The sequence below is a fragment of the Bifidobacterium sp. W8104 genome, from assembly GCF_016100735.1.
Lineage (GTDB): Bacteria > Actinomycetota > Actinomycetes > Actinomycetales > Bifidobacteriaceae > Bombiscardovia > Bombiscardovia choladohabitans.
Window position 1 is genome coordinate 1,997,827 of sequence record NZ_JACFRW010000001.1, and the last position, 25,499, is coordinate 2,023,325.

A 25,499-nucleotide genomic window follows, 5' to 3' on the forward strand; every position below is an offset into this window, starting at 1 on the left:
CTTCACCATGGATTTGTACGAATACCAGGCCAGGCAGCTGCTCGCCGAACATGGCATCTCCCAGCCAAGGGCCGTCTATGCCTCAACCGCAGAAGAGGCCGGTCAGGCAGCCGACGTCATCGGTTACCCCTGCATGATCAAGGGGCAGGCCACCATCGGCCACAGGGGACAGGCAGGAGCCGTCAAGCGAGCCGAGAATCACGATCAGGCCGTGGCTCTGGCCCAGGCCATCCTGCCCATGAACATCGACGGCCACCCGGTCAGCGGGATCCTGGTCACCGAGGCCCGCAACATCCTGCACGAGTACTACCTGTCCATCTCGGTGGACCGCGCCTCCCAGGACTACGATGTCCTGGCCACGGCCAGCGGCGGCACCGAGGTGGAGACCATCGCCCGCGAGCACCCCGAATCGGTCCGGCGCCTGCACATCGGCCCCTTGGAGGATTTCGACAGGCAGGCCGCCCTCACCATGGCCGAGCGCATCGGTTTCTACCACGCGGATCTGGAGCAGGCCGCACAGATTCTCCTGGGCATGTGGCACACCTTCCAGGACAGCGATGCAACCCTGGTCGAGATCAACCCCCTGGCCAAGGTGGGGGACCCGGACGACGAGGCCACCAAGCACCTGGATGCCCTTGATGCCAAGATCTCCCTGGACGGGAACGCAGCCTTCCGGCACGACGGCTGGAAGAGGTTCGCAGACCCGGCGCAGGTCGACCCACTGGAAGCCAAAGCCAAGGCGGCAGGCCTGCACTACGTCCATCTGGACGGCCAGGTGGGCGTCATCGGTAACGGCGCAGGACTGGTCATGAGCTCCTTGGATGCGGTCGCCGGGTCGGGACGCAGACGGGGCGTTCCTGTTGGACCCGCGAACTTCCTTGACATCGGCGGCGGAGCCTCGCCCGAGGTCATGCGCACCAGCCTGGACGTGGTTCTCTCCGACCCCAAGGTCCGTTCGGTCATGGTAAACGTCTACGGGGGCATCACCTCCTGCCAGCAGGTGGCCCAAGGCATCCTGGCCGCCGTGAACGCTGCGGGCGAGCAGGATCAGAACGACGACCGGCCCATCGTGGTCCGCTTCGACGGCAATGAGGCTGCAGAGGGACTGGACCTGCTGGCCAGGGCCCGACAGCCTCGGCTCAAGGTGGCCCGCACCATGGAGGAGGCGGCAGACCAGGCTGTGGCTCTGGCCGCTCAAACAGAAAAGGAGACGGGACGATGACCCTCTTCGTTGAAGACGGCGCCCCCGTCATGGTCCAGGGCATGACCGGCCACCAGGGCATGGTCCACACGGCCCGCATGATGGCGGCAGGCACCAACATCCTGGCCGGGGTCAACGCCCGCAAGGCCGGAATGACGGTAGACTTCGAGGGTCCGGACGGCCAGGCCCGTCATGTTCCCGTATACGCCGATTGCGCAGCAGCCCGTCAGGCGACCGGAGCCCGCACCTCCGTGGTCTTCGTGCCGCCCAGATTCGCCAAGGATGCCATGGTCGAGGCCATCGAGGCCGGCATCGCCCTGATCGTGGTCATCACCGAAGGCATTCCCGTGTCCGATACCGCATACTGCGTAGCCTTGGCCAGGGAACGCGGCTGCCGCATCGTAGGCCCCAACTGCCCCGGACTGATGACCATGTCCGACCGGCCCAACGGCGTCGGCGTGGATCTGGGCATCATCCCGCAGGGCATCGCCGGTCGCGGTCCGCTTGGCCTGGTCTCCAAGTCCGGCACCCTGACCTATCAGCTCATGGGGGAGTTGTCCTCCATCGGCTTCACCGCCTGCCTGGGCATCGGCGGCGACCCCATTGTGGGCACCACCATGCTGGAGGCTCTGCAGGCCTTCAACCGCGATCCTGAAACCAAGGCCTGCGTCATGATCGGCGAGATCGGGGGCTCGGCTGAACAGGAGGCCGCACACTGGGCCTCCACCCACATGACCAAGCCCATCGTGGCCTATATCGCCGGCTTCACCGCCCCCGAAGGCAAGCAGATGGGCCACGCCGGAGCCATCATCTCGGGGGGCAAGGGCACGGCGGCAGACAAGAAGGAAGTGCTCGAGTCCGTCGGCATCAAAGTGGGTACCACACCCGGTGAGACAGCCAGGTTGACCCGCGACCTGCTGCGGGAGCATGCCATCATATGACCGACAGGGTGAAAGTATGGCTCCGGGGGGCCCTAGAGGCCTTCCTAGCCATGCTTATCTACACTGTCGCCCTAGGTGCCTGCATGGCCCTGCTCATGCTCATCATTTCCATTGAGGAGGGCGGTCCATCGCTGTCAATGGCCACTGTGGCTCTGACGGAAACCATCACCCTGCTCACCCAAGGCTGCGGATTCACGGCCGGAGCCCTGACCCTGACCATCATTCCCCTGCTGCTGACCGGTCTGCTGATCTGGGTGATCCGCACATTGGTCGGCCGCATGGGCATGTCCGTCGGCGGCTGCATCGCCGGTCTGGTCGTCTGGGTGCTCTGCAGCCTCATCCTCATGCAGGGCAGCCAGACCATCCAGGTGGACACCACCCCGGTCATTCTTCTGCGCACCGGACTGGTCTTTCTGCTGGGCTACGGCTGGGCATGGGTCCGTTCCGAACCATTCCGACAAGCTGTAGCCAAGCGCACCAAAGAAGCTCTGCCTGTCCAGGTCCGCAAGACCGTTCGGCTTGGCCTCACAGCCGGCCTGATCCTCCTGGCAGCCATGCTGGCCGCCGGCTTGATCGCCCTGATCGTCTGGATCGTTCTCTATCACGGAGATGTGGGCCGCCTGTTCAAACTGACACGTATGGGCACCGCCTCGGCTGTGACGACCAGCCTGGCGTCCCTGGCCTGGTTGCCCAACCTGATCATCTGGGCTGCCTCCTGGCTCTTCGGAAACGGTTTCAAGATCGGCCAGCTGGCCACCTTCACCCTCTGGTCCGGCCACGCCTCCAGCCTGCCCTCGCTGCCTCTCTTCGGGCTTTTCCCAGAGCCGGTCTCCCGGCAGCGGGTTCGTATGCTCCTGCTCAACCTGCCTCTGCTGGCCGGCGTGGTTGCCGGCATTCTCTTGCTGACCGGGCCATGGTGGGTCAGAATTCACGCTGCCGTGCGCCAAGCAGGGCTGAAGTCCCGGGATACGGCAGTCTGCTTCCTGATGGCAACCCTGGCCATGGCCCTGGCCTGGCTGGTCACCCTGCTCGGCCTTGCCCTGCTTTTCCAACTCTCCAACGGGGCCTTGGGCCGCCAGCGACTGGCCGGGGTGGGCGTGCCCATAGCCTCCTCCCTGCGCATGATCGGGACCTCCCTGGGGGTCGGCCTGCTGGGCGTATGGTTACTGGCCCTCATCATCGCCGCACTGGTCATCATCAAGGATGCCCTGGTCGTCTATCTGCGCCAGGCAGGAGACATAAAGACTTCCGCCAAAGCGGAAAACAAGGAAAAACACAACCAATCACGCGGTCAGGAGGGAAAGGAGCCCAAGGCAACCGACCGAGCAGACACACCACGACAGGTCTCGTCCACCCGCAGACCAGGCAAGTAGGTCCGAAGGTGGCGGGGCGCCTCGGCAATCAAGCATAGGAGTAGGAGTTTCCATGGTCACCACGAATCGCACCATCAACCGGGCGCTGGTCTCGGTCTATCACAAGCAGGGCCTCGAATCCCTGGCATCGGCCTTCCGCCAGGCAGGCACCGAGGTCGTCTCCACCGGCAGCACCGCAAAGAAGCTGCAGGATCTGGGCGTCCAGGTCACCCCGGTGGAAAAGGTCACCGGTTTTCCCGAGAGCCTTGACGGCCGGGTCAAAACCCTGGATCCGCACATCCACGCCGGGCTGTTGGCCGACATGACCAACCCCGACCATGTCCAGCAACTCAAAGACCTGGGCATTGCCCCCTTCGACCTGGTGGTGGTCAACCTCTACCCCTTCGAGCAGACCGTCCTTGAGGGCGCCGACGCAGACCAGTGCCTGGAACGCATCGACATTGGCGGCCCTGCCATGATTCGCGCCGCTGCCAAGAACCATGCCAGCGTGGCTGTCATCACCGACCCGGAAGACTATGCCCTGGCCGCCGAGCGCATCGCCTCCGGCACCGGTTTCAGCCTGGCCGAGCGCGGACGTCTGGCTGCAAAAGCCTTCGCACTGACCGCCTCCTATGACGCGGCCATCGCCGAGTGGACCGCACGCACATGGGTTGACGACAAGCAGGACAAGACAGAGGATCAGAAACCAGCACAGGCGATGACCCGCACCTGGCGTCTGGCCAACCAACTGCGCTACGGGGAGAACCCCCACCAGAAGGCCGCCCTCTACCTGGACCCACTGGACCGGGACGGTTTCGCTGCTGCAGAGCACCTGGGCGGGGCCAAGGAAATGAGCTACAACAACTATGTGGACGCTGACTCCGCCTGGCGCTCGGTCTGGGATTTCCCCGACCTGCCCGCAGTGGCCGTGGTCAAGCACTCCAACCCCTGCGGTCTGGCTGTGGGGGAGGACATCGCCCAGGCCCACCGCCGCGCCCACGCCTGCGACCCCATGAGCGCCTATGGCGGGGTCATCGCCGCCAACCGCACGGTCACCCTGGCCATGGCCCAGCAGATCAAGCCGGTCTTCACCGAGGTGATTGTGGCGCCGGGCTATGAGCCCGAGGCCCTGGACCTGCTGCGGACCAAGAAGAACCTGCGCATCCTGTCTGTGGAGCGCCGCCCGCGTCAGCGCCCGGTCATCCGTCAAATCGACGGGGGAGCCTTGGTGCAGACGCCCGACCTGATCGATGCCCCGGGAGACGATCCTTCCACCTGGCGTCTGGTCTCCGGCAGCCCCGCCGACCAGGCGACCATGGATGATCTGACCTTCGCCTGGCGGGCCATCCGCTCGGTCAAGTCCAACGCCGTGCTCCTGGCCAACCAGGGAGCCACCGTGGGCATCGGCATGGGCCAGGTCAACAGGGTGGACTCCAGCCACCTGGCGGTCGAGCGTGCCAACACCCTGGACGAGGGCCGTAACCGTGCCAAGGGCTCTGTGGCTGCATCCGACGCCTTCTTCCCCTTCGCAGACGGTCTGGAGTATCTGATCCAGGCCGGTATCCGGGCCGTGGTGCAGCCGGGAGGGTCCATCCGTGATCCCGAGGTGATCAAGGCCGCCCAGGACGCCGATTTGACCATGTATCTGACCGGAACCCGCCACTTCTTCCACTGATGAAACCGGACCCCGCGGTCGAATGTCGCCCTGCGGCAAATTCGTTGACCGCGGGGTCCAATGCAGTGATATGCTGAATGAACTGACCAGCGATGATGCTGACTGGGACCCATAATCGAAGGAGATATTGTGACCTATCAGACAGTCAATCCTTTTAACAACCAACTGATCAAGACCTACCCGGATGCCACAGACGAGGATCTGGAGAACGCCCTGGCCCGCGGCCATGACCTCTACAAGACCTGGCGCAAGCAGGAGGGCCCCGGCGACCGCCCCGCTCAGCTGCGGCAGGTGGCCAAGCTCTTCCGTCAGGATGAGGACGCTCTGGCAGCCAACCTGACCAGGGACATGGGCAAGCTGGTGGGCGAGGCCCGCGCCGAGGTGGAGCTGTGCGCGGACATCGCCGACTACTTCGCCGACCACGCCGAGGAGCTGCTGGCTCCCGTCCCCCTGGACAACCCCGCTGGCAAGGCCTACTACGTCAAGCAGGCAACGGGCGTCCTGGTCATGGTGGAGCCCTGGAACTTCCCCTACTACCAGATCATGCGTGTGTTTGCCCCCAACTTCATTCTGGGCAACCCCATGATCCTCAAGCACGCCTCTAACGTGCCCGGCTCGGCGGTGGCCTTCGAGGAGACCGTGACCAAGGCTGGAGCCCCCGAGGGCAGCCTGACCAACCTCTTCGTCAACTATGACCAGGTGGACCGTGCCATCGCCGATCCACGGGTCTCTGGCGTGGCCCTTACCGGGTCGGAGCGCGGTGGTGCCTCAGTGGCCAAGTCGGCCGGAGCCCACCTGAAGAAATCCTCCATGGAGCTGGGCGGCAACGACGTCTTCATCGTCCTGGATGACGCTGACTGGGATCTGCTCAAGAAGGTGGCCCCAGGCGCCAGGCTGACGAACGCCGGCCAGGTCTGCACCTCCTCCAAGCGCTTCATCGTCACGGAGAACCGCTACGACGACTTCGTCTCGCTCATCGTCGACGCCTTCTCGCACGCGGTTCTGGGTGATCCCAGCAACCCCGAAACCACCCTGGCCCCCATGTGTATGGTCTCCGCCCGCGACAATCTGGCCAAGCAGGTCGAAAAGGCTGTGGCCGGTGGAGCCAAGGTAGTCTACGGCAACAAGCCCTACGATTCGCCGGGGGCCTTCTTCACCCCGACGGTTCTGACGGACATCGACCGTGACAACCCCGTCTACAACCAGGAGATGTTCGGCCCCGTAGCCTCCATTTACAAGGTGGCCAACGAGGATGAAGCCATCGAACTGGCCAACGACTCCAGCTACGGCCTGGGTGGTGTGGTCTTCTCCTCGGATACCGAACATGCGGATGCCCTGGCACGTCGCATCGAGACCGGCATGACCTTCATCAACGGCGGTTGGGTGACCATGCCAGAGCTGCCCTTCGGAGGCATCAAGAACTCCGGCTATGGCCGCGAGCTCTACAGCCTGGGCTTCGACACCTTCGCCAACGAGCATCTGATCTTCCAGCACAAGAACTGATCGGACTGCTCTGGCTCCTTGTTGAAACAGTGACCGTGCCATCATCGTCCAAGGGCGATGGCGGCACGGTCGCTTTGCGTCAGCAGCGCTGGTAGGCTCGAACCGACAGAGCAAGTGCAGAGGCAGGAGAGTATGACAGACGCAGACAAGGTCGAGAATCCGGACCTCAAGCCCCCACAGCCACCCAAGACATCAGGCCGAGGCCATCCCTTCGTCTCTGAGGCTCAGGAGGGTCGTCCTGTCTGCGAGGGCATCATCTTTCTGGTGGTGCTGGTCGCCGCGCTTGTGGCCTTCCTCGGATACACATGGGCCGCGACTGGACTGGTGTCCATCGCGGCCCTGGTTTGCGGCGCCCTGCGGCTGATCCTCAAGGATCGCAGCCCCTGGAAGGTGCGGTCAGTGCCCTTCGATGCCTTCATCAGCATAGCCCTGGGCATCGGCCTCCTGGTCACCTACTTCAGCATTCAGCTGCTGCTGTGACCCCCTCCAGGCTTTCAATCCTCGATGGTTCAGTCTTCAGTAGGCTTGTCTTCGGATTGAGTGTCACCGTCTTCGTCTTCGGAAGTGGTGTGAAGGGGCTCGATCTGCAGATCAGGAATGGTTCCTGCCTCAGCAGGGGCAACAGTGTCCTCTCCAGCATCAGTATTCTGACCTGCATCGGAATCGGATAGAGACGATACATCGACGGTCTGAGCATTGGTGTCTGCAGGGGCGACCGTGTCAGTTGTATCAGCAACAGGGGTTTGAACCAGAGCAGGAGATGCCTGGGCCGATTGATCCTGAGCCTGGGCACCGGCAGGAGCAAAGGCTTCAGCCTGAGCATCCGGGCCCGCCTGAGCCTGGGCACCGGGGGCAAAAGCATCAGCTTGTGCTTGTGCCTGAGCATCTGCATCCATTTGTACAACTAGCTGCGCATCAGTAGCAGCGCCCATGGCGCGCATGGCCATGTTGTCGGTGATGATGCTGGTCACGATGATGACCAGGGCCACCAGGGATGCAGCCAGCAGGGGGCAGATCCAGAAGAGCCAGAGCTGGGAGATCGGGCTGACGGCCATGTGCTTGGACTGGGCGAAGATGGCGATGCCGGTGGAGCGAGCCGGGTTCAGTCCCGAGCAGGTGATGGGGTAGGTGACCAGTACGCCGACGCCGTAGGCCAGCCCGGTATAGAGGGCATGGTTGCGACGGGCACGGCCGTCGGAGCGCAGGGTGGTGATGGCCGCAGCCACCACGATCATGCAGCCGATCAGCTCAACCACGATGGCCATGGGCGCCCCGAAGGCGATGTGCTGCTGGCCCAGGGTGGCTGCAGCGGGCGAGCCTCCGGCAAAACCGTTGACCGAGAACATGAGCCAGGTCCTGTCCGGCACGGACTTGCTGACCGGAACAAGGGCGACGGCGATCGCACCGGCGCCAATAGCGCCGATCACCTGGGCGACGATGTAGATCAGCCCATCAACAATGCCGATCTGAGAGGTGAACATGGCGGCCACGGTCACAGCGGGGTTGAAGTGTCCACCGGAGACGCCACCCAGCATGGCCGTCACGACCAGGTAGGTCAGGGCGGTTCCCAGAACCGGCAGCACCACGCTTGGCTGGCCCATGACCAGCTGGCCGAAGCTGTAGGACAGGTAGATGACCGCGCAGATCAGGAAGGTGCCCGCCAGCTCTGCGGCCGCACGAATCCAGCGAACATCACGGGCCCTGATCCGCCTGCGGACGGGCTTTGCGGCAACCTGCCCGTCGGCCTTTTCGAGGACCGGCTCAGCACTTGCTTCCATAGTCATGTTCCCCACCTTGCAATCCCTTCGACGACAATGAACAACAACAGTTTCTAGCTTAGAGCAAGCCAACAACACTTCCCTAGGCTCCGATATAGTATGATATGACCTTTCGGCGGCTGCGGTCGTCCAGAACGTCATCCGTTACATATCTATCAGGCCACGTTGGGAGAACGATGCCACATCCATACACACAGGCGATCAGAGCGCGCGAACAGGGGGAGGAAGGCATCCGCCTCCAGAAGGTGCTGGCCCAGGCCGGATTCGGCTCTCGTCGCAAATGCGAACAGATCATCACCCAGGGCAGGGTCGAGGTCGACGGCGAGCTGGTCACCACCTTGGGCAGCCGGGTTGACCCCTCCCACCAGCAAATTCGCGTGGATGGATCCCGCATCCATCTGAACGACAAGCACGTCACGCTGGCCCTGAACAAGCCCCGCAAGGTCCTTTCGACCATGGACGACCCCAAGGGCCGGTTCACCCTGCGCGACATCATCGGGGACCGCTACGAGCGGGTCTTCCACATGGGCAGGCTGGACTACGACTCCGAGGGCCTGATTCTCATGACCGACGACGGGGAGCTGGCCCAGCACGTCATGCACCCGCGCTACGAGGTGGAGAAGACCTATATCGCCACGCTCAGTGGTCACATCGGCGGCAACGTCTGCCGGCGGCTGGTCAGCCAAGGGGTGGAGCTGGACGACGGCCTCATCCGCCTGGACCATTGCGCCATCATCGACCACAACCGCGAGCACACCATCGTCAAGGTGGTCCTGCATTCGGGCAAGAACCGGATAGTCCGGCGCATCTTCGGCGCCATCGGCTACCCGGTGACCCGGCTGGTGCGCACCCAGATTGGCCCCATCCGACTGGGCGAGATCCGTCCGGGCTCATACCGGGTGCTCTCCGCCGCCGAGATCAAGGCCCTGGATAAGGAGGTCGGACTGTGATCACCGTCGCCATCGATGGCCCGGCAGGCGTGGGCAAGTCCTCCACCTCGCGGGCCCTGGCCAAACATTTCGGCCTGGCCTACCTGGACACGGGTGCCATGTACCGGGCGGTCACCCTCTGGTGCATGGACCGCGGGCTGGACTTGGACGCGGATCAACCCGACCAGGAGGCGATCACTGAAGCCGTTGCCGATTCCATCACCGGCGGCCACCTGGTCATGGGACTGGACCCCGAACATCCCAGAGTCAGCCTGGATGACCGTGATGTGGATGAAGAGATACGTTCCACCAAGGTTTCCGAGCATGTTTCCGTGGTCTCTTCGATTCCGGCCGTGCGCCATGTCCTCATCGCCGCCCAGCAGGCAATCATGGCCGACCAGGAGCGAGGCGTGGTGGCCGAGGGGCGGGACATCACCACGGTAGTGGCCCCGGATGCCCAGGTACGTGTGCTGTTGACAGCCCGTGAGGAGGTCCGTCAGGCTCGCCGAAGCGGCCAGGCACACTCAGGGTCGGCTGGCGCCGAGGATCTGGCTGCCCGGGATGCCCGGGATGCCAAGGTCACCTCCTTCATGAGCGCCGCTGACGGGGTGACCACCGTGGACAACTCCGATCTGACCTTCGAGCAGACCCTGCAGGTCCTGATCGATCTGGTTTCCTCGGCCATGGAGGAGGACTCCTACGACGAGTATGCCCGCAACCTGGACGACTATGAGCTGGATGAAGAGGACCGAGCCCTGCTGGAGGGAGGCTCCGAAAACCAGGATGACCAGGACCATGGCCCCAAGGCCGTAGGCGTGCTGGCCGTGGTGGGTAGGCCCAACGTGGGCAAGTCCACCCTGGTCAACCGGATTCTCGGCCGTCGTGCCGCCGTGGTCGAGGACACCCCCGGCGTGACCCGGGACCGGGTCAGCTATGAGGCCGAGTGGGCCGGCACCCAATTCAAGCTGGTGGACACCGGCGGTTGGGAGAGCGATGTGGAGGGCATCGAATCCGCCATTGCCTCCCAGGCGCAGGTCGCCGTATCCCTGGCGGATGCCGTCATTCTGGTCGTGGATGGCCAGGTGGGGCTGACCGCCAGCGACGAGCGGATCGTCACCATGCTTCGGGCCGCAGGCAAGCCAGTCGTCCTGGCCGTCAACAAGCTGGATGACCGGATGGCCGACTACACCGCCTCCGAATTCTGGAAGCTGGGCCTGGGCGAACCCTATGCCATCTCCGCCATGCACGGCCGGGGGATAGGCGATCTGCTGGACGCCGCGCTGGAACAGCTCAGCAAGGCCGAGAAGACCTCAGGATTCCTCACCCCGGAGGGCCTGCGCCGGGTGGCTCTGGTCGGGCGGCCCAACGTGGGCAAGTCCTCCTTGCTCAACCAGCTGGCCCACGAGGAGCGGGCCGTGGTCCACGATGTGGCCGGCACCACCCGTGACCCGGTCGACGAGGTGGTCCAGGTGGACGGCGAGGACTGGCTCTTCATCGACACCGCCGGCATCAAGCGCCGCCTGCACAAGATCTCGGGTGCCGAGTACTACTCCAGCCTGCGCACCCAGGCGGCCATCGAACGCTCGGAACTGGCGCTGATTCTCTTTGATGCCTCCCAGCCCATCGCCGACCAAGACCTGAAGGTCATGAGCCAGGCTGTGGATGCCGGCCGGGCCATCGTCCTGGTCTTCAACAAGTGGGATCTGTTGGACGACTTCGGCCGTCAGCGTCTTGAGCGGCTCTGGCAGACCGAGTTCGACCGGGTCACCTGGGCCGAGCGGGTCAACCTTTCCGCCAAGACCGGCTGGCACACCAACCGGCTGGCCAGGGCCATGCGCACCGCTCTGGAATCATGGGACAAGCGCATACCGACCGGCAAGCTCAACTCCTTCCTGGGCAAGGTTCAGGCTGCACACCCGCATCCGCTGCGGGGCGGCAAGCAGCCGAGGATCCTCTTCGCCACCCAAGCCTCCACCAGACCGCCGCGTTTCGTGATCTTCGCCACCGGCTTCCTAGAGCACGGCTACCGCCGCTATCTGGAACGCTGCCTACGCGAGGAGTTCGGCTTCGAGGGCACTCCCATCCAGATCTCGGTGCATATACGCGAGAAGAAGAAGCGCAAGTAAAGAAGGTCCCTGGCCCGGCTCCTGAGTCGGCCCAGGGACCTTTCCATACCCCTGCGGACCGGGCGCAGCACCTCGACCATCTCACTCCGGTAGCCTCGCAATGCAAACTTGGCTTACAAGATTCGTGTCTTTTCCAAAGTTTGGGTTTTATTGATTGACTGTTGGGTCACTTAAACGAGGTCTTTGTACCATTATTACCAATATAAATTCCGAGTCTGTATATTGAGTAAGGGAAAAATATGAAGTTTGAAAAAATAGCGTTATTAACTCAGGCAAATGCAGACCAGATAGCCAGAGAATGGCATTACAGCGATATGTATAGTTTTTACGATATGGAGAATGATCAAGAGGATTTTGAAGAGATAATCACTCCAAGGTTGCGGGCAAATAAGTACTATCAGATTTTGGACGATACAGATGAACTGGTTGGTTATTTTTGCTTGGAAAGGTTATCAGAGGAAAGGGTAGAAGTCGGTTTAGGATTGAGACCGGACTTGACTGGACGAGGGCTGGGATTAAATTTCATTACAGAGATCGAAGCATTTATACAGAATAATTTCAATTACAGAATAATAGTTCTATCTGTAGCTAGCTTCAATAAACGTGCAATTAAAGTTTACCAGAGAGCAGGATTTAAAACAGATGGTTCTAAACTGCAGAAATCAAACGATGGCGTATATGAATTCATTAATCTAAGCAAAACTGTGAATCATTGATGAGAAAGCAAGAACTTCCCTGGAATCTGAACTGGCTGGACAGCTATGCAAGTTCAAGCGGGTGAGTGTGCGGGTGATTGTTGGGCGTGTAGCCAGTCATTCTTGGATTAGTCAGACGAGCAAGATACCGGGGATGCTCTTACTTCCTCAATAATCCCCGACAGAAGTGCGCTGGCTTTAATCCTTGTTTTCGACAGGCTGATTTCCATGAAATACAGGCTGTGCACCATGGCCACTAATAGAGCTTTCTGCGTGAAAGCCGATGACTGGTCGAACTGTCGAATTTGACTCGTGTACTGACGCTACCATCAAGCACCATGTTGCCGGATACTTGATTTGATCTAAATCAGCTTCGACATCCTTCCAGCGAATTCTGGAAGTTCTTACTTGTATTCTGATCTGACATTTACCGTCTCATTCAGTCCACGCATTGCATACAGGAACTAACGGTGGTATATAGGTTCTCCCTGCCCGGCATACTTCCTGCCAGCGTATGAACCATAGGCACATATGAGTACAAGGACGATTGCCAGAGCGGTTCCACAGATCCAGTAGAGCCTGACTCCGCTATAAGCCAGGGCGGCCAGGATCATGACCACGCCCAGAATCATGAAGAGCACCCCGCCAAACTGCTGACAACGGCGCCAAGCCTCGCGGCTGGAGTAGGCACCTGGCACCCGAAAACCGCTGATGCCATTGGGTCTGGTTTTAGGAGCAAGATTGCCGATGACTATGAGAGTCAGACCAGTCAATAGCATGGCGACCTTATCAATGCCGAAATCCGTCGGCCACCATCCCCAATGAGGATCAGCAACAGCTAATTCGAACAGATCTAAAACCGCGAAAATAATCTGCATGCATAGACCACCAAGCAGAAAAACGGTCAAGGTATGCCCCGCTTCATCACCACGTTTAATCAAATATGCGCGCAGGACGAGCATGAGGATGGTCCAAATCAGCGCAATGACCAGACTGAAGCAGGGCATCCAAACCAGCTCTTGGGGAGAGCCCCAGCGATCCACCTGGTTCTGTGCATTCCAATGAAGCGGGACGTTTTCATTCGGTAGACGATTGACCACTATGCGGCTTACGCCCAGCATGATTATCCCCGGCAACCACTGAGCCGCGACAAGGGTCGGGACGAACCGACCCGCTTTGCTGCCATCCGCCATGAGAGTCTCTCTAGGACTCGGAAACCGCCGTCGAACCAGTTTCCTTGCTCACAGTCCGCGGCTCGGGCAGACTTCTCTTGTCGCTGGCGCTTGTCCGCAGGCGGTAGAGCCACTGAATGGTGCTGTCCAGCACGCTCAGATTGAGTTCATAGATGACCCTGGTGCCCTGTTTGTGGCCGACAATCAGGTCTGCTTCTTTCAACTTCCTCAGATGATAGGACAGCTTGGATGGCGTCATTCCTAGCTTTTCGGCCAGACGTCCGGCCTCCATGCCGCCCTGTTCCAAGAGATCCAGCACACGACGACGCAGTGGATCAGCCAGAGCCGCTGTTGTTTCCTGAATAGCCATAAGACTCCTTTTTCGATTATTTTCTCTAGTATTTGCATGCTAACATTGTTTCAACCAATATTGTATGTATTCTCGGGACTTTATGTGCTTTTCACTCACTGAGCGCAAAATAATTGACAATCGCTCGGAATGATGACTTGCGGAGCAAGACTAAACTGTTGAACATACCTACTTTTCCGAAGCCATGGCTGATCGGGGAGGACCTTGGCTCTAAGCCGCCGGTCCGGACATGATCCGAGATCATGCTACTATGAAGAACTTCGACAGATAGGAGAACTTGCGGCGTGGGCGGAAATAGAACAAAAGTCAACATTGGCAAGGCCGCCATCTTCGACCTGGACGGCACACTTCTGGATTCCATGGGAGTCTGGAAGGAAATCGACCAACGTTTCTTTGCTCGCCGCAACATTCCCATGCCGGACGATTACGCATCCACAGTGGCCTCCATGCAGACCGGCGCCATCGCCAGGTACACCATCGACCGCTTTCACCTTGACGAGCGCTCGGAGGATCTAATTGAGGAGTGGAACCAGGACGCGCTCCTGCTCTACGCCACGGCTGTGCAGCCCAAGCCACATGCACTCGATTACCTGCGAGCGTTGAGGGCCAGCGGTGCCGCCCTGGCTGTGGCGACCAGCCTCCCTCCGCGCCTGCGACAGGCTGCCCTGAAACATGCAGGCATGATCGACTGTTTCGACCAGGTCTGCAGTGTGGATGACGCCGAAAGCATAGGCAAGGAGGAGCCGGAAATCTACCTGCTGGCTTCGCGGATGTTGGGCGTTGCGCCTGACCACTGCACAGTGTTCGAGGATCTTCTGGTCGCCGTCGATTCGGCCAAACGCGCTGGGATGAAGGTCTGGGCCATGTACGACCAGTCTTCGGCCAAGGATTGGGATTCCATTCGCTCTGAGTCCGATGGTGCTATCACTGACTTCGCCCAGGCTCCTGCCATTCTCTGACTCGCTCCGCACCGACTGGAGCCGGCTGTTACCATGAAAAGCGTCAAATAATTCGGTGGAGGCGTTATGGGCAATTCAGACAAAGTAAATGCTGATTGCTCAAAGTGGCTGTACTCACGTTTGCTCGCTCGTCTGGGATTGCAGAATTGGTGGCCGGCAGAGACTGACTTCGAAATGATGATCGGAGCGGTGCTGGTCCAACATACAGCCTGGGGGAACGCGGCCATGTCCATCGAGCAACTGCGCAAGGCCAACCTGCTCAACCCCTGCAACATGGCCGACGTCGACCTGGCAAGACTGACGAACTTAATCAGATCAAGCGGCTTTATGAAAGCCAAGGCACGCACCTGCAAAGCCCTGGCTCAGTGGCTGCTGGCTCATGGCATCCGCACGGCCGATGTGGAGGACTGCGCGGACGAAGGTCTGCGTGACAGCCTGCTCACCATTGCCGGAGTCGGACGCGAGACGGCGGATGTCATACGGCTTTATGCATTCGGCCAGCCCTGCTTCATCTGGGATGCCTATGCACGCCGGATGCTGGACGGTCTGGGTTGGGCCTCCCTGCGGTCATACCAGGAGGGCGAAGAGTACGAGGCGGATTTTATTCAGGTTGATCAATGGCCGCTCAACGACTTGCGCGAATATCACGGGTTGATCGTCCAAGCGGGCAAAAACCATCGCAACCCCCAGGCCTATGCCGCCTTCCTTAAGGCACTTGGCGGTCCACAAAGCTCCTCCAAATGAGTTGAATCGTTGAGGTTTGGCCTATGACGTGCATGCAAGGATGCATATACGATTTGTCATAAGGCGTATGATGATACCTCAATACGCCACCTCTACATATCAACCCTTATACGGCACCCCTATACAGCACCTATATATGGCTGCAACTAATGACCGTATTCCTGTGTGGCGATCTTGCCCGCACGTCTGTGAATCGCGCACAATAAGGCTGTGACTTGACTTCAAGCGGATTGAACTCCGTAGACTATGACTCATCCGCATACCTGGCAGGCGAATATGCCAGGTAGTGAAGAACGGGGAGCAGGAGCATGAAGACAGCAAAGTTTGTGAAGCCAGGCCGCATCGAGCTGGAGGAAGCGCCGATGCCGACCATCGAAAAGCCCAGAGATGCCGTGATTCGGATCGTCCGGGCCTGCGTGTGCGGATCCGACTTGTGGTGGTACCGGGGGATTTCCTCAATGCCCTCAGGCAGTCACGTAGGGCACGAAGCCATCGGCCTGGTTGAAAAGGTGGGCTCGGATGTCTCTCATGTCAAACCTGGTGACTTCGTCATTGCGCCCTTCACCCATGGCTGCGGACACTGCGCGGCCTGCAGGGCCGGCTTCGACGGTGACTGCCTTGATCCGGACAGGCATGGGAGCGGCGGCTACCAGAGTGAGTATCTGCGTTTCACCAACGCGGACTGGGCCTTGGTGAAGATTCCAGGCCAGCCCGAGGACTACAGCGACGACATGCTCGACTCACTGCTGACCCTCTCCGACGTAATGGCCACGGGTTATCATGCAGCCGCAACAGCCCAGGTCAAAGAAGGCGACACGGTCGTGGTCATGGGCGATGGGGCGGTGGGTCTGTGCGGAGTCATAGCAGCCAAGCTGCGAGGGGGCGAACGCATCATCGCCATGAGCCGGCATGAGGACCGCCAGAAGTTGGCGCGTGAATTCGGAGCCACTGACATCGTGGCTGAACGCGGCGACGCTGCTGTGGAGCAGGTCATGGCCTTCACCGACGGAGCAGGAGCCGATGCGGTCCTGGAATGCGTGGGCACCGAACTGTCCACCGACACCGCCGCCAGGGTGGCCCGGCCCGGCGCAGTGGTCGGCAGGGTCGGTGTGCCGCAGCAGGCTACCATGGACACCTCTAAGCTCTTCTGGCGCAATGTTGGGCTGCGAGGAGGCACGGCCGCAGTCACCACATATGACAGGCATCTGCTGCTTGATCAGGTGCTCAAGGGCAGCATCCAGCCAGGCAAGGTCTTCACCAAGCGCTTTGCCTTGGATCACATCCAGGAGGCCTATGAGGCCATGGACCAGCGCACCGCCATCAAATCCCTACTGCTGGTTGGCGAATGAGGCTGCAGCAGTAATCAGCTGATTCTCGGCGCTGCTGACATTACCGGTGGCGCCGCGTAAGCATGCCTGCCTGAACATGCCTCTTATTCCGAAAAAATCAGGGCCGTGTCAGGGATAATTCAGGGTAAATCAGGGTATTTCATCCCTTCTTTCGCTGATATCAATGGAAGTGACTGATGACGACAAGGATGACCGTCATACAGGGTCAAGCGACGAACGAGGGCACATGACATCTGCGAGGCGAATCAGCATTACTGAGCGTAGATGCCTCGGTCTGGAAGGTCGTCGATGATCATCCAAGGGAAAGATGCAACTATGAATAACCCCAACGTAAGCGAAAGCAGAGGACCGACACCAACGATTGAAGCTACGGGGCTGTCCATGGTGGTCTCCCCGCGCCGCGGCGATTCACTGACCATTCTCAATGACATCGCATTCACTGCCTATCCGGGGGAGATGACCGGCATCATTGGGCCGTCAGGCAGCGGAAAATCGACGCTGCTGTACTGCCTGGCTGGGTTGGAGAAAGCCACTAGCGGCACAGTGCTTCTGCTGGGCAAGGACATAACTCGTCTGGGGCTGTCGGCCATGACCAAGTTCAGACGCCAGCATCTAGGCTTCGTATTCCAGTCCTACAACCTGATCACCAGCATGACAGTCGAACAGAATCTGGCTCTGCCATTCACCCTTCGTGGATCCCGCTTTCCCAGAAAGACGGCGGATTCCCTCTTGAAGTACTTTGGCCTGATCGATCAGAAAAAGAAAAGCGTCACCCTGCTGTCGGGCGGCGAGCAGCAACGTGTTGCCCTGGCCCGCGTCCTGTTATCCGACGTAGACGTGGTATTCGCGGACGAGCCGACTGGCGCCCTGGATCAGGAATCAGGAGAAAAGGTCATATCGGTGCTGAAGGAACTTGCCAACCACGAAAAGAAAACCATCGTATTGGTGACGCATAACAATGAGGTGGCAGGTCAGTGCGATCGGCTGTTTGCCGTGCGCGATGGCCGAATCAGCCAGTCATTCTCTGCGAAAGCGCCCATGGCATGAGAGGCGCTCTGTCCGAACTCAAAGCAGCGCCCATGGTCTGGAGCGCCGTCTTGCTGGCCATGGTAGTATCCCAGACTGTCATCTGCTCCCTTATCGCGGTCGCCGCAATCATTGATCAGGACTATCAGGGTCCGGAGCAGGAACTTGGATCCGCATACACTGGTCCCGCCTTGGCATTCAGCGTGATCATCACCATAGCTGTGCTGCTATGGGTCATGAACTCAGCACTCAATCAACGGCGGCATCAACTGGCGCTCATGGTTTTACAAGGCGCTCTGCCTTGGCAACTGCTGGCCTGGAATCTGCTGATAGTCATTGGATTATTCATCCTGTCTGTTGCAGGCACCTGCCTTTTGCTGCCGGTGATTACGCCCTTGACCTTCGCCATGGTGACAAATCCATTAGATTTGCATTTGACCTATACCGGCAGCCACCTGTTCGATTCGCCGGGCAAGGGCCTCGCTTTCAGCGCTGCGCCCATCTTCATAAGCACCTTGTTGACTATCCGTTCGCTCTCGAAAATACGACCAATGGAAGCCCTCAGGCAATCCCAGAATCCGCCAAAGCGGATAGGCGTCTTCCGCTTCCTCCTGGGACTCGTATGCTTGATTGGTGCGGGCTGCATGTTGCTGATTCCAGCTTTTGCACTTGCAACCAACCCTCCTGCCAGTCAGATGAGCAGCGATGCCGCTGCGGATCGGATGACGGTATTTCTCGCCTTCGCCATGGGCGGCATGTTCCTCCTGATATTCTCGCTGGCAGCTTTCGCGCCATATCTCTTGCCCGGCTTCACGGCGATATGGACACGTATTGTGGCGTTGCCATCCAGAGCCTGGAGGCTGGCAGGCCAGCAGGCTGTCGGCAGCATACAGCGCCAGGGAGCGACGATAATCCCGATGACTGCGGGTCTATCATTGCTGATGACCGTCGGCGGAGGGTTGAGCACAATGATCACCACCTTGCTAGTCGCTTTTCCCCACACACCAGGCACTGTTCCGGCGACCACAGACATGTTTGCGAGTCTCTTGGCGCTCACTGGACCGCCAATGATCATCGCGATAACAGGTGCAATTGCAGGCACCTTGATCACTTCCAAAGGCAGAGGACTTGATCTGGCGCTGACCTACGTATCAGGTGCCGGAATCGGCCAGCTCAGAGTATTGGGCGCACTTGACGGCATCATCACTATGATTACCAGCACACTGTTCTCCCTCGTCATCACCTTGCTCTGCACCTCATCCCTGACCTTCATGCTCTCACGCTTTATGGGCAAAGCACAGATGAGCGTGCAATGGGGCGCTTGGATCGTAGTGGTGCTCATCGCATCCCTGCTTGGTGCCGCAGCCACAGGAATCCAAGCCCTGACCACCAGATTCGAGAACTCTGTCAGTGTCATATCGCATGCCATCGGCGAGTAATAAAGCCTCGCTGCATGCACGCGAATACATATTTGAGCCACAACGAGCCTGCCGACCTCTGTCATTCCTTCATGTCTCTTGTTAAATAAATTAAGTCGATATATGCAGCGCTCGGCTTGATGAATTTGATTGGTAGGTACAACTGGGAGCATTTGATGGCTTTCCACCAATACAGGTAAACACTGGAGTATGCGATGATTTCCTACACATGAGCATTTGCAAGGCCCATATGGGGTACAGTCGGTGACAAACCGAGACAGGTGACGATGGACCAGTCAAATCTTGTCAACAACAGACAAATGGAGGACCGTCATGGCGCGACCGACCACCAAGGAAGAATTCATCAAGGCGGCTGATGATGGCTTCGACAAAATCATGGCGCTGCTTGAGCCGCTGACACCTGAAGAACGCAATGGCCGCTTTTCCTTCGACCTGAGCAAGGAGAAGGGGGCCCATTGGGCACGCGACAGGAACATCAAGGACGTGCTCGTCCATCTCTACGAGTGGCATCAGCTGCTGTTGAACTGGGTGGAGGACAACCAGCAGGGCAGGATCCACGACTTTCTTCCGGACGGCTACAACTGGCGTAATTACGGCGAGCTGAATGTGAAGCTGCGGGACAAGCATGATGACACCACCTACGATCAGGCCTTGAACCTGTTCGTCGAATCCCATAAGAAGGTCATGGCTCTGGCGCAATCGTTCACCAACGAACAGCTGTTCACCAAGGGCGCCCTCCCATGGACAGGCAACTCTACCTTGGGCTCTGCCTTCATCTCTTCGACCTCCAGCCACTACGACTGGGCCCTGAAGAAGATACGGAAGTACTTGAAAGGGCGTAAATAAGCGCTAGGACACCTACACCTGATGAGAAGTTACTTGATGCGCAGACGTTAATGTGTTGTCTTGCGACGGGATTCACAGGATGGACGATCCAAAAAGCAGCATCTCAGCATTTTCTTAATAGCAATGGAGCATAACCGCGATAACCGCTTGCATAACAGTATGCAGGACGATATCTAGGATGTAGACAATACAGAGAAGGACATCATCAGTGAAACGATCTCGCATTGATCCAGATGCTGATGATATAAGGCTGATCAAAATGGTGGCCGCTGAGAATGAATCAGCCTTTGAAGCGCTTTACAATAAGTATGCTCATACCGTCCAAGCCTTTATTTCCTTGCGAATATCCGACGATGAGGATGCCAGCGAAGTTTTTGCTGACACTTGGCTGGGCTGCTGGCGTTCCTCAAAAACCTTCCGTGCAGACAGCAAGGTGCTTACCTGGATACTCAGCATTGCCCGGCGGCAAATCTATATGAAACGTCGCAAACCGAAACCACCTGACCAAATGGATCAGGTGGAACTTGACTCGATAACCGATGATCAGCTGGAGCCTGTAGAACTGGTCAATAAGGATCTGACGATGGAAATAATACGGCAAAGGATTGATGCACTCCCAGCAGAAATGGCATACACGGTAACCCTGGCCTGGCTCCACGAGTTACCCTACACGGAAATAGCCTCCCTGCTCGACGTCCCGGTTGGGACTGTGAAGTCTCGCATTGCCCGGGCAAGGCAGATCCTGCGCCCGCAATTGACCGACCTCGCTCCAGTCAAAACCCAAAAAGTGCCGAGCCAGAGATAATTGAAGGGGTGATTATGACAGACCGATACAAGAGCACAAGCCCAGACAGCACAGGCCTAGTCACCGAAGAATACCGGGGCGAAGTTCAAGAGGCGCTTAGGGAAAAAGAGCAGAATGCACAGCCGGCAGTTCCAGCTTTTACTAGCGTAATGAAGGCCATCCACCAGAAGCCGTCGCTGGCAACGGATCAACCAATGCCATTCATGCGTCGAGTGCGTTCCTGTGGCCCGCTTGTTCTGGCACAATTACGCCTCATACCGCGATATATCTTACTGGTGGAAATCGCGATAGCAGCGTGCTCGGTTTTAATCAGCAACCTTATGCAAGGTGCGCGTTACGGCAGTCTCGGTACGTATATCTTTTCAAATATGCTCATGCTCAACATGGCACTGACCATGATCCTGGTCTTTTCCGTTAAAGATGATCGTGAATTAATGCTCAGTATGCCCCTGGGACCTCAAGTTGTAGTAGCTACTAGACTGCTGCTGGCCTTTATCTCCAACATTGTCGTCGGGGGAGCGGCCTTATTGATTGTCACTGCCATCAACCCTGGAATAAGGCCCCTGCCGGTTATTGCCCAAACGATAGCCCCCATGACACTCCTGGCGAATATCGTGGCCCTCTTATGCATATGGCAATGCCCTTGGATTGCACTGCTCCTAGGAGTACTTGTACCACTATTGAGAACTTTGCAGAACTTTAGGTCATCATTTTTCCTACCGGCATGGGTCAATTCGGTACCCACTACAACCGCAGCCTGGGCAGGGACCATCCTACTGACACTGGGACTCCTATCTGCTGTTATCCTTACAGCCCCTCTTGCCTGGCATACTCAACTCGCCTGTGGATATAAAAATTAATGAACCTTTTCATCCTCTCTCGCTACTAACTAAGCAGACGGAACAAGCAGCGAGCAATATCTGGCGGCAACCGAAGCCAAAACCAGATATGAAGAAGGTGAACGAGGTTGGCTTTCGTAGGTATACAGTTCAAGAGGCTTTATAGGCTGGTATTGCTGCCATTCTTACTGACCGCAGGTATTCTTCTTGCGGGCTTCTTGCTGGAGGGCATTTGGTCACCGGGCCGCATACGGCCAGTTATGATGGTTCTCACTCAGGTGCCAGTCATTGCTGCTGGCCTATGCACAGCTTTCGTGCTCAACGGCGACCCACTCGTTGAACTCTCCGAGTCAACTCCAACTGGATGGCGGAAGGTTCAAGCGACCAGGCTGCTTATCATTACCGTGGCATTTCTTACTGCCGCAGGCCTTCTTTTTCTCGGTTTGCATATGATGCGACTGTGGCCACGTGACCTGGGATGGGTGAGCATAATTACCCCGGTTGGCGGTATATTCATTGTCAATTGCCTGGTTTTCCTCATAGCCGTACTTACCATGTCCATGCCAACGTCGTCGCTGGCTTCCATGGCTATTTGGCTGTTTTTATGTTTCATATGGGATCCGTACATAACCGATCCGGCCGGGCAACGACTCGTCCCATCGATTATTGCAGCAGCATGCGCAATCTTCGGATGGAAAACGTGCAGTAATACAGAACGCAACGTATTGCAGGTGGCAGAACTATGAGGATACTCAGCCTTGTACGCATCACACTACTGATGTTTTATCGGCGTAAAGCTCTGTGGATAGCCAGCATACCGCTGGCGCTCTTCGCACTCTTTTTGGCCTATGCCTCTCCTAAGTCACCTGGATTCAGCAACATACAGGGTCTTGTCTTTACCGGACAGGTTCTTGCTATGTTCACCCCGTTGGCATACGCAGCATCCTTTAGCGACCTTATGACTGCCGGCAGGCGAACAGGTATGGACGAACTTGAATCCACCTCCCCCTTGCCGATGGCAGTCATCCGCGCAGCTCATGTCTTGGGAGCCTGGGTCATCTGCATATCACCTTCCCTGCTTTTCCTTGTATTGATCGCTGTCCACCAAGCCATCCACGGCAACGGTAAGGCAGTACTGGTGGCCCTGGCAGTAGCACTTGTCATACTCTCACCATCAATGCTGATTGCCATGGGGATATCCGCCCTGCTGGGAGCCCTGTTACCCACAATCCTGGCCCGAATTCTTGCCGTCCTGGCATGGGCTTGGCTGGCTTTCTATACCCCACTCTTACCACTTCCGACGCTCAATGGCGGCCCCCTATCAGTCATTGGCGATCCGATCGCGCAGGGATGGTTCCACACCAATCCTATGTACGCACCAGCGAACGGCCCCTTTACCGCCCAATCAGGAGTCATATCGCTGCTCTGGCAGGTGTGTATTATCTTCCTTCTTTTCACTGGTGCAAACATAGCCTCCAACCACATAAAAGCTCGGGTCTGACTATCCACTGACTTCGAAAGGAATTACTCACATGTTTATCTCGATTGACCATCTGACCAAGGATTTTCGGGGGAGACCGGCCGCTTTGAACGATCTGACCGTCGATCTTCCACAGGGCATGATAGGGCTCATAGGACCAAATGGTGCCGGCAAAACAACCCTCATGCGTATTCTCACCGGAATAATCAAACCGACTAAAGGTAAAATTTTTATTGATGGACAAGACCTGTCTTCGCCGGCCAACAGGCGAAATCTAAAACGGCACCTGGGTTATCTGCCACAGCACATCACCCCCTACGAGAACCTGTCCCCGCTTGAATTCCTTGACTATATCGGCATCTTGAAAATGATCGAGAATAAACGTGCACGGCAGGAGCAGGCACATACCCTCCTGGAACAGGTGGGATTGGAAGACGTGATGAACCAACCTATCGGAGGGTTGTCCGGGGGTATGAGGCGCAGGGTAGGCATCGCACAGGCACTTATGGGCGACCCCCGGCTACTGGTAGTCGACGAACCCACAGCGGGGTTGGATCCCGAAGAGCGCATGCGGTTCCGCACGCTCCTTGCCCAGCTGGGGCAGGATCGAACCGTTATCCTCTCCACCCACATACTCGATGATGTTGCACAAACCTGCCCCTGGGTGTGTGTATTACGTTGCGGACGCAACCAGTATGACGGGCCGACAGAGGGGCTGATCCATGAAGCTGCCGGTCACACCTGGATCACGCCCCCTATCGCGGCCCTACCGGAAAATGCCACAATCATCAACGCGGAACCCACCCCACAGGGGACGAGGTACCGCATAGTTACCGATACACCGCCTGCGGGCTCTGTCGAAACTGCGCCCAATCTCGAGGACGGATATATGGCTTTGGCCAGCGAGCGCTAGAAACCGTCCCTAAGTATGAAAGAACGTCGATAATTATGAAACGAATCAAGCAGAGCCTCAGAACCCTTTTCCTGATATGCGCCACAATTATGCTGACAGTGGGGGTTGTCGGCTGCACTGATGGCATGAGGCACCCTGAAGAATATTCCACTGATGGAAGCAACAGGGTTGCAGCTACCAGTAACCCGCAAGCAATTTCAAAAGAAGAACTGGGACACACCTGGCCTCTGAAGGTAGATAAAGGCACCGTGTCATGCAAGCTCAGCAAGCAGGGAGACCCCATCCTCCGCTTTACCACCTCAGATGGTGAACAGTACGCGCTGAACCAGGTGCAAGACAATGAGCATCTCAAAAGCATTGAAACATTAAAATCAGATAAGAGTAAATCAGTGGGAACTCTTATGAGTTTCGCCTTCTCGGTCTGTAACATACCAAAATAAACCAACTAAACCAATTTTACAGGGCTTTGCGGTTTGTCCTCTTCAGGCACCCTACCTGATCTTACCGGGTCCAGAGCAGCCTGCCGGATTATGCATCTACATTCTGTTTCAACCGTGCCATTCAACTGGCTGGCAGCGCAGTTGGAATGCACCTCTTACCACCATATTCTGCCGGCCATCGAGGCTGGAGCCAATAATTATCTGTTCAAAGACATAGAGCCTTATGTTTTAACCCACCAGCCGTTAGGGACATCTAATCGTTGCTCTTAGAATCAAATAATGACGGGGGAGGAGGGCTTGAACTTTGCTCATTGACCGTGCGAGTTTAGATAAACTTCGGTCTGCTTCTTATCGACAGCCAAGGCAGCGGTAAGGGTAAGGGCCAGGCCTTCCGGAGTGTGAATCCTGGCTTCAAGCGAGTTCCACGGCTTACGTAATGGAGCTGAAGTGGAGCCAGGACGAAGGCGCTCGCATGAATCCACAATCTTGCTGATCTGCTTTTCCGTGACTGCTACGCTCAGACTTCCTATGGACTCCATATCCGTATCAGGGTCGCCAGTATTGGAACCACTCTTACGAATCAGCACATCCTGAAAGGCCCAGCGCCTCAAGTGAATCATCATGCCCGGCATGGTGTATAAATTGATGAAACCCAATCCCTGCGTCCAGAAAACCTCTGATTCATCTAGATCGTCGCTATACAGGCACATGAACATGGGCATGAGATAGATGCCCCTATAAGGCTCCGGCGGTTTCGCATCCTTCCCCGGCTCCGGCACGGGACTTATGCCTGCACATGCATAAGCAGTAGCTTTGGGCTGGTCATGGTTGTCCATGGCTACCTCGTTCCTTAGTTGAAGTGTTTTGAATTGGGTAGTCGAACAGAAAACGTGATACGTAGACGGAAGATACTGACT

General features: G+C 57.9%; 24 protein-coding genes. 20 read left to right on the forward strand and 4 right to left on the reverse strand.

Annotation, left to right across the window (positions count from 1 at the left end; all coding sequences use genetic code 11):
• Positions 1 to 7: 7 nt before the first annotated feature.
• The 6 genes from sucC (at position 8) to H3U89_RS07935 (ending at position 7,152) form a co-directional block, all read left to right on the forward strand.
• Positions 8 to 1,222, forward strand: a complete 1,215-nt coding sequence (gene sucC / locus H3U89_RS07910; RefSeq protein ID WP_198179628.1) for an ADP-forming succinate--CoA ligase subunit beta — start codon at positions 8 to 10, stop codon at positions 1,220 to 1,222.
• Positions 1,219 to 2,142, forward strand: coding sequence for a succinate--CoA ligase subunit alpha (gene sucD / locus H3U89_RS07915; protein ID WP_198179626.1), 924 nt, complete (start codon positions 1,219 to 1,221; stop codon positions 2,140 to 2,142). The genes sucC and sucD overlap by 4 nt, the downstream gene beginning before the upstream one ends.
• A complete protein-coding gene (locus H3U89_RS07920; RefSeq protein ID WP_198179624.1) occupies positions 2,139 to 3,515 on the forward strand; it encodes a cell division protein PerM in 1,377 nt (458 codons plus the stop codon). Before sucD ends, H3U89_RS07920 begins: the two co-directional genes overlap by 4 nt.
• 52 nt (positions 3,516 to 3,567) lie before the next feature.
• Entirely contained in the window at positions 3,568 to 5,169 is a 1,602-nt protein-coding gene (purH, locus tag H3U89_RS07925) for a bifunctional phosphoribosylaminoimidazolecarboxamide formyltransferase/IMP cyclohydrolase (RefSeq protein WP_198179622.1), read from the forward strand.
• 129 nt (positions 5,170 to 5,298) lie between these two features.
• Complete coding sequence (locus H3U89_RS07930) at positions 5,299 to 6,672, forward strand: NAD-dependent succinate-semialdehyde dehydrogenase (RefSeq protein ID WP_198179620.1); 1,374 nt, start codon at positions 5,299 to 5,301, stop codon at positions 6,670 to 6,672.
• 132 nt (positions 6,673 to 6,804) lie between these two features.
• The gene (locus H3U89_RS07935) at positions 6,805 to 7,152 is read left to right on the forward strand and encodes a DUF3017 domain-containing protein (RefSeq protein WP_232342426.1); all 348 of its coding nucleotides are present in this window, start codon (positions 6,805 to 6,807) and stop codon (positions 7,150 to 7,152) included.
• 29 nt (positions 7,153 to 7,181) lie between these two features.
• On the opposite strand, the gene H3U89_RS07940 is transcribed toward H3U89_RS07935, so the two are convergent.
• Positions 7,182 to 8,456, reverse strand: a complete 1,275-nt coding sequence (locus tag H3U89_RS07940; protein ID WP_198179618.1) for an MIP/aquaporin family protein — start codon at positions 8,454 to 8,456, stop codon at positions 7,182 to 7,184.
• Positions 8,457 to 8,626: 170 nt separating this feature from the next.
• Between H3U89_RS07940 and H3U89_RS07945 the strand changes: the two genes are divergently transcribed.
• The 3 genes from H3U89_RS07945 to H3U89_RS07955 all read left to right on the forward strand — a co-directional run bounded on the left by H3U89_RS07945 (position 8,627) and on the right by H3U89_RS07955 (position 12,221).
• On the forward strand, positions 8,627 to 9,400 hold the full coding sequence (locus H3U89_RS07945; RefSeq protein WP_198177802.1) for a pseudouridine synthase: 774 nt from the start codon (positions 8,627 to 8,629) through the stop codon (positions 9,398 to 9,400).
• Entirely contained in the window at positions 9,397 to 11,505 is a 2,109-nt protein-coding gene (gene der / locus H3U89_RS07950) for a bifunctional cytidylate kinase/GTPase Der (RefSeq protein ID WP_198179616.1), read from the forward strand. Before H3U89_RS07945 ends, der begins: the two co-directional genes overlap by 4 nt.
• A 239-nt stretch (positions 11,506 to 11,744) precedes the next feature.
• Positions 11,745 to 12,221, forward strand: coding sequence for a GNAT family N-acetyltransferase (locus tag H3U89_RS07955; protein WP_198179614.1), 477 nt, complete (start codon positions 11,745 to 11,747; stop codon positions 12,219 to 12,221).
• Between the two features lie 443 nt (positions 12,222 to 12,664).
• On the opposite strand, the gene H3U89_RS07960 is transcribed toward H3U89_RS07955, so the two are convergent.
• Together H3U89_RS07960 and H3U89_RS07965 are read right to left on the reverse strand one after the other, a co-directional pair.
• Entirely contained in the window at positions 12,665 to 13,393 is a 729-nt protein-coding gene (locus tag H3U89_RS07960) for an SdpI family protein (protein WP_198179612.1), read from the reverse strand.
• 10 nt (positions 13,394 to 13,403) lie between these two features.
• Positions 13,404 to 13,742, reverse strand: a complete 339-nt coding sequence (locus tag H3U89_RS07965) for a metalloregulator ArsR/SmtB family transcription factor (protein ID WP_101432353.1) — start codon at positions 13,740 to 13,742, stop codon at positions 13,404 to 13,406.
• A gap of 311 nt (positions 13,743 to 14,053) precedes the next feature.
• On the opposite strand from H3U89_RS07965, the gene H3U89_RS07970 reads away from it, so the two are divergent.
• From H3U89_RS07970 to H3U89_RS08020, 11 genes are all read left to right on the forward strand, one after another.
• Complete coding sequence (locus H3U89_RS07970) at positions 14,054 to 14,701, forward strand: HAD family hydrolase (protein ID WP_198180543.1); 648 nt, start codon at positions 14,054 to 14,056, stop codon at positions 14,699 to 14,701.
• A gap of 177 nt (positions 14,702 to 14,878) precedes the next feature.
• On the forward strand, positions 14,879 to 15,445 hold the full coding sequence (locus H3U89_RS07975; protein ID WP_198202428.1) for an endonuclease III domain-containing protein: 567 nt from the start codon (positions 14,879 to 14,881) through the stop codon (positions 15,443 to 15,445).
• Between the two features lie 308 nt (positions 15,446 to 15,753).
• Complete coding sequence (locus tag H3U89_RS07980; protein ID WP_198179608.1) at positions 15,754 to 16,794, forward strand: zinc-dependent alcohol dehydrogenase family protein; 1,041 nt, start codon at positions 15,754 to 15,756, stop codon at positions 16,792 to 16,794.
• A gap of 288 nt (positions 16,795 to 17,082) precedes the next feature.
• A complete protein-coding gene (locus tag H3U89_RS07985) occupies positions 17,083 to 17,841 on the forward strand; it encodes an ABC transporter ATP-binding protein (RefSeq protein WP_198179606.1) in 759 nt (252 codons plus the stop codon).
• Positions 17,842 to 17,873: 32 nt separating this feature from the next.
• Positions 17,874 to 19,259, forward strand: coding sequence for a hypothetical protein (locus H3U89_RS07990; RefSeq protein ID WP_198179605.1), 1,386 nt, complete (start codon positions 17,874 to 17,876; stop codon positions 19,257 to 19,259).
• Positions 19,260 to 19,571: 312 nt separating this feature from the next.
• A complete protein-coding gene (locus tag H3U89_RS07995; RefSeq protein ID WP_198179603.1) occupies positions 19,572 to 20,105 on the forward strand; it encodes a ClbS/DfsB family four-helix bundle protein in 534 nt (177 codons plus the stop codon).
• Positions 20,106 to 20,313: 208 nt separating this feature from the next.
• Complete coding sequence (locus H3U89_RS08000) at positions 20,314 to 20,910, forward strand: RNA polymerase sigma factor (protein ID WP_332460538.1); 597 nt, start codon at positions 20,314 to 20,316, stop codon at positions 20,908 to 20,910.
• 14 nt (positions 20,911 to 20,924) lie between these two features.
• Entirely contained in the window at positions 20,925 to 21,770 is an 846-nt protein-coding gene (locus H3U89_RS08005) for a hypothetical protein (RefSeq protein ID WP_198179601.1), read from the forward strand.
• Positions 21,771 to 22,491: 721 nt separating this feature from the next.
• Positions 22,492 to 23,250: a murein hydrolase transporter LrgB gene (locus H3U89_RS08010; protein ID WP_198179599.1), complete on the forward strand. Its 759-nt coding sequence runs from the start codon at positions 22,492 to 22,494 to the stop codon at positions 23,248 to 23,250.
• Between the two features lie 31 nt (positions 23,251 to 23,281).
• Entirely contained in the window at positions 23,282 to 24,142 is an 861-nt protein-coding gene (locus H3U89_RS08015) for an ABC transporter ATP-binding protein (protein ID WP_198179597.1), read from the forward strand.
• A gap of 35 nt (positions 24,143 to 24,177) precedes the next feature.
• On the forward strand, positions 24,178 to 24,582 hold the full coding sequence (locus H3U89_RS08020; protein WP_198179596.1) for a DUF2511 domain-containing protein: 405 nt from the start codon (positions 24,178 to 24,180) through the stop codon (positions 24,580 to 24,582).
• Positions 24,583 to 24,890: 308 nt separating this feature from the next.
• Here the strand turns inward: H3U89_RS08020 and H3U89_RS08025 are convergent, their stop codons facing one another.
• Positions 24,891 to 25,418 carry a hypothetical protein gene (locus H3U89_RS08025; RefSeq protein ID WP_198179595.1) on the reverse strand — a complete coding sequence of 176 codons (528 nt, stop codon included), beginning with the start codon at positions 25,416 to 25,418 and terminating at the stop codon, positions 24,891 to 24,893.
• Between the last annotated feature and the right edge of the window lie 81 nt (positions 25,419 to 25,499).

Coding starts and splice junctions, on each gene's coding strand:
- H3U89_RS08025 (WP_198179595.1), bottom strand. CDS start 25,418: ATGGACAACCATGACCAGCCCAAAGCTACTGCTTATGCATGTGCAGGC.
- H3U89_RS07975 (WP_198202428.1), top strand. CDS start 14,879: ATGATCGGAGCGGTGCTGGTCCAACATACAGCCTGGGGGAACGCGGCC.
- sucD (WP_198179626.1), top strand. CDS start 1,219: ATGACCCTCTTCGTTGAAGACGGCGCCCCCGTCATGGTCCAGGGCATG.
- H3U89_RS07920 (WP_198179624.1), top strand. CDS start 2,139: ATGACCGACAGGGTGAAAGTATGGCTCCGGGGGGCCCTAGAGGCCTTC.
- H3U89_RS08010 (WP_198179599.1), top strand. CDS start 22,492: ATGAGGATACTCAGCCTTGTACGCATCACACTACTGATGTTTTATCGG.
- H3U89_RS07990 (WP_198179605.1), top strand. CDS start 17,874: ATGGTCTGGAGCGCCGTCTTGCTGGCCATGGTAGTATCCCAGACTGTC.
- purH (WP_198179622.1), top strand. CDS start 3,568: ATGGTCACCACGAATCGCACCATCAACCGGGCGCTGGTCTCGGTCTAT.
- H3U89_RS07960 (WP_198179612.1), bottom strand. CDS start 13,393: ATGGCGGATGGCAGCAAAGCGGGTCGGTTCGTCCCGACCCTTGTCGCG.
- H3U89_RS07945 (WP_198177802.1), top strand. CDS start 8,627: ATGCCACATCCATACACACAGGCGATCAGAGCGCGCGAACAGGGGGAG.
- H3U89_RS07980 (WP_198179608.1), top strand. CDS start 15,754: ATGAAGACAGCAAAGTTTGTGAAGCCAGGCCGCATCGAGCTGGAGGAA.
- H3U89_RS07940 (WP_198179618.1), bottom strand. CDS start 8,456: ATGACTATGGAAGCAAGTGCTGAGCCGGTCCTCGAAAAGGCCGACGGG.
- H3U89_RS08015 (WP_198179597.1), top strand. CDS start 23,282: ATGTTTATCTCGATTGACCATCTGACCAAGGATTTTCGGGGGAGACCG.
- H3U89_RS07985 (WP_198179606.1), top strand. CDS start 17,083: ATGATCATCCAAGGGAAAGATGCAACTATGAATAACCCCAACGTAAGC.
- H3U89_RS07935 (WP_232342426.1), top strand. CDS start 6,805: ATGACAGACGCAGACAAGGTCGAGAATCCGGACCTCAAGCCCCCACAG.
- sucC (WP_198179628.1), top strand. CDS start 8: ATGGATTTGTACGAATACCAGGCCAGGCAGCTGCTCGCCGAACATGGC.
- H3U89_RS07955 (WP_198179614.1), top strand. CDS start 11,745: ATGAAGTTTGAAAAAATAGCGTTATTAACTCAGGCAAATGCAGACCAG.
- H3U89_RS07965 (WP_101432353.1), bottom strand. CDS start 13,742: ATGGCTATTCAGGAAACAACAGCGGCTCTGGCTGATCCACTGCGTCGT.
- H3U89_RS08005 (WP_198179601.1), top strand. CDS start 20,925: ATGACAGACCGATACAAGAGCACAAGCCCAGACAGCACAGGCCTAGTC.
- H3U89_RS07995 (WP_198179603.1), top strand. CDS start 19,572: ATGGCGCGACCGACCACCAAGGAAGAATTCATCAAGGCGGCTGATGAT.
- H3U89_RS08020 (WP_198179596.1), top strand. CDS start 24,178: ATGAAACGAATCAAGCAGAGCCTCAGAACCCTTTTCCTGATATGCGCC.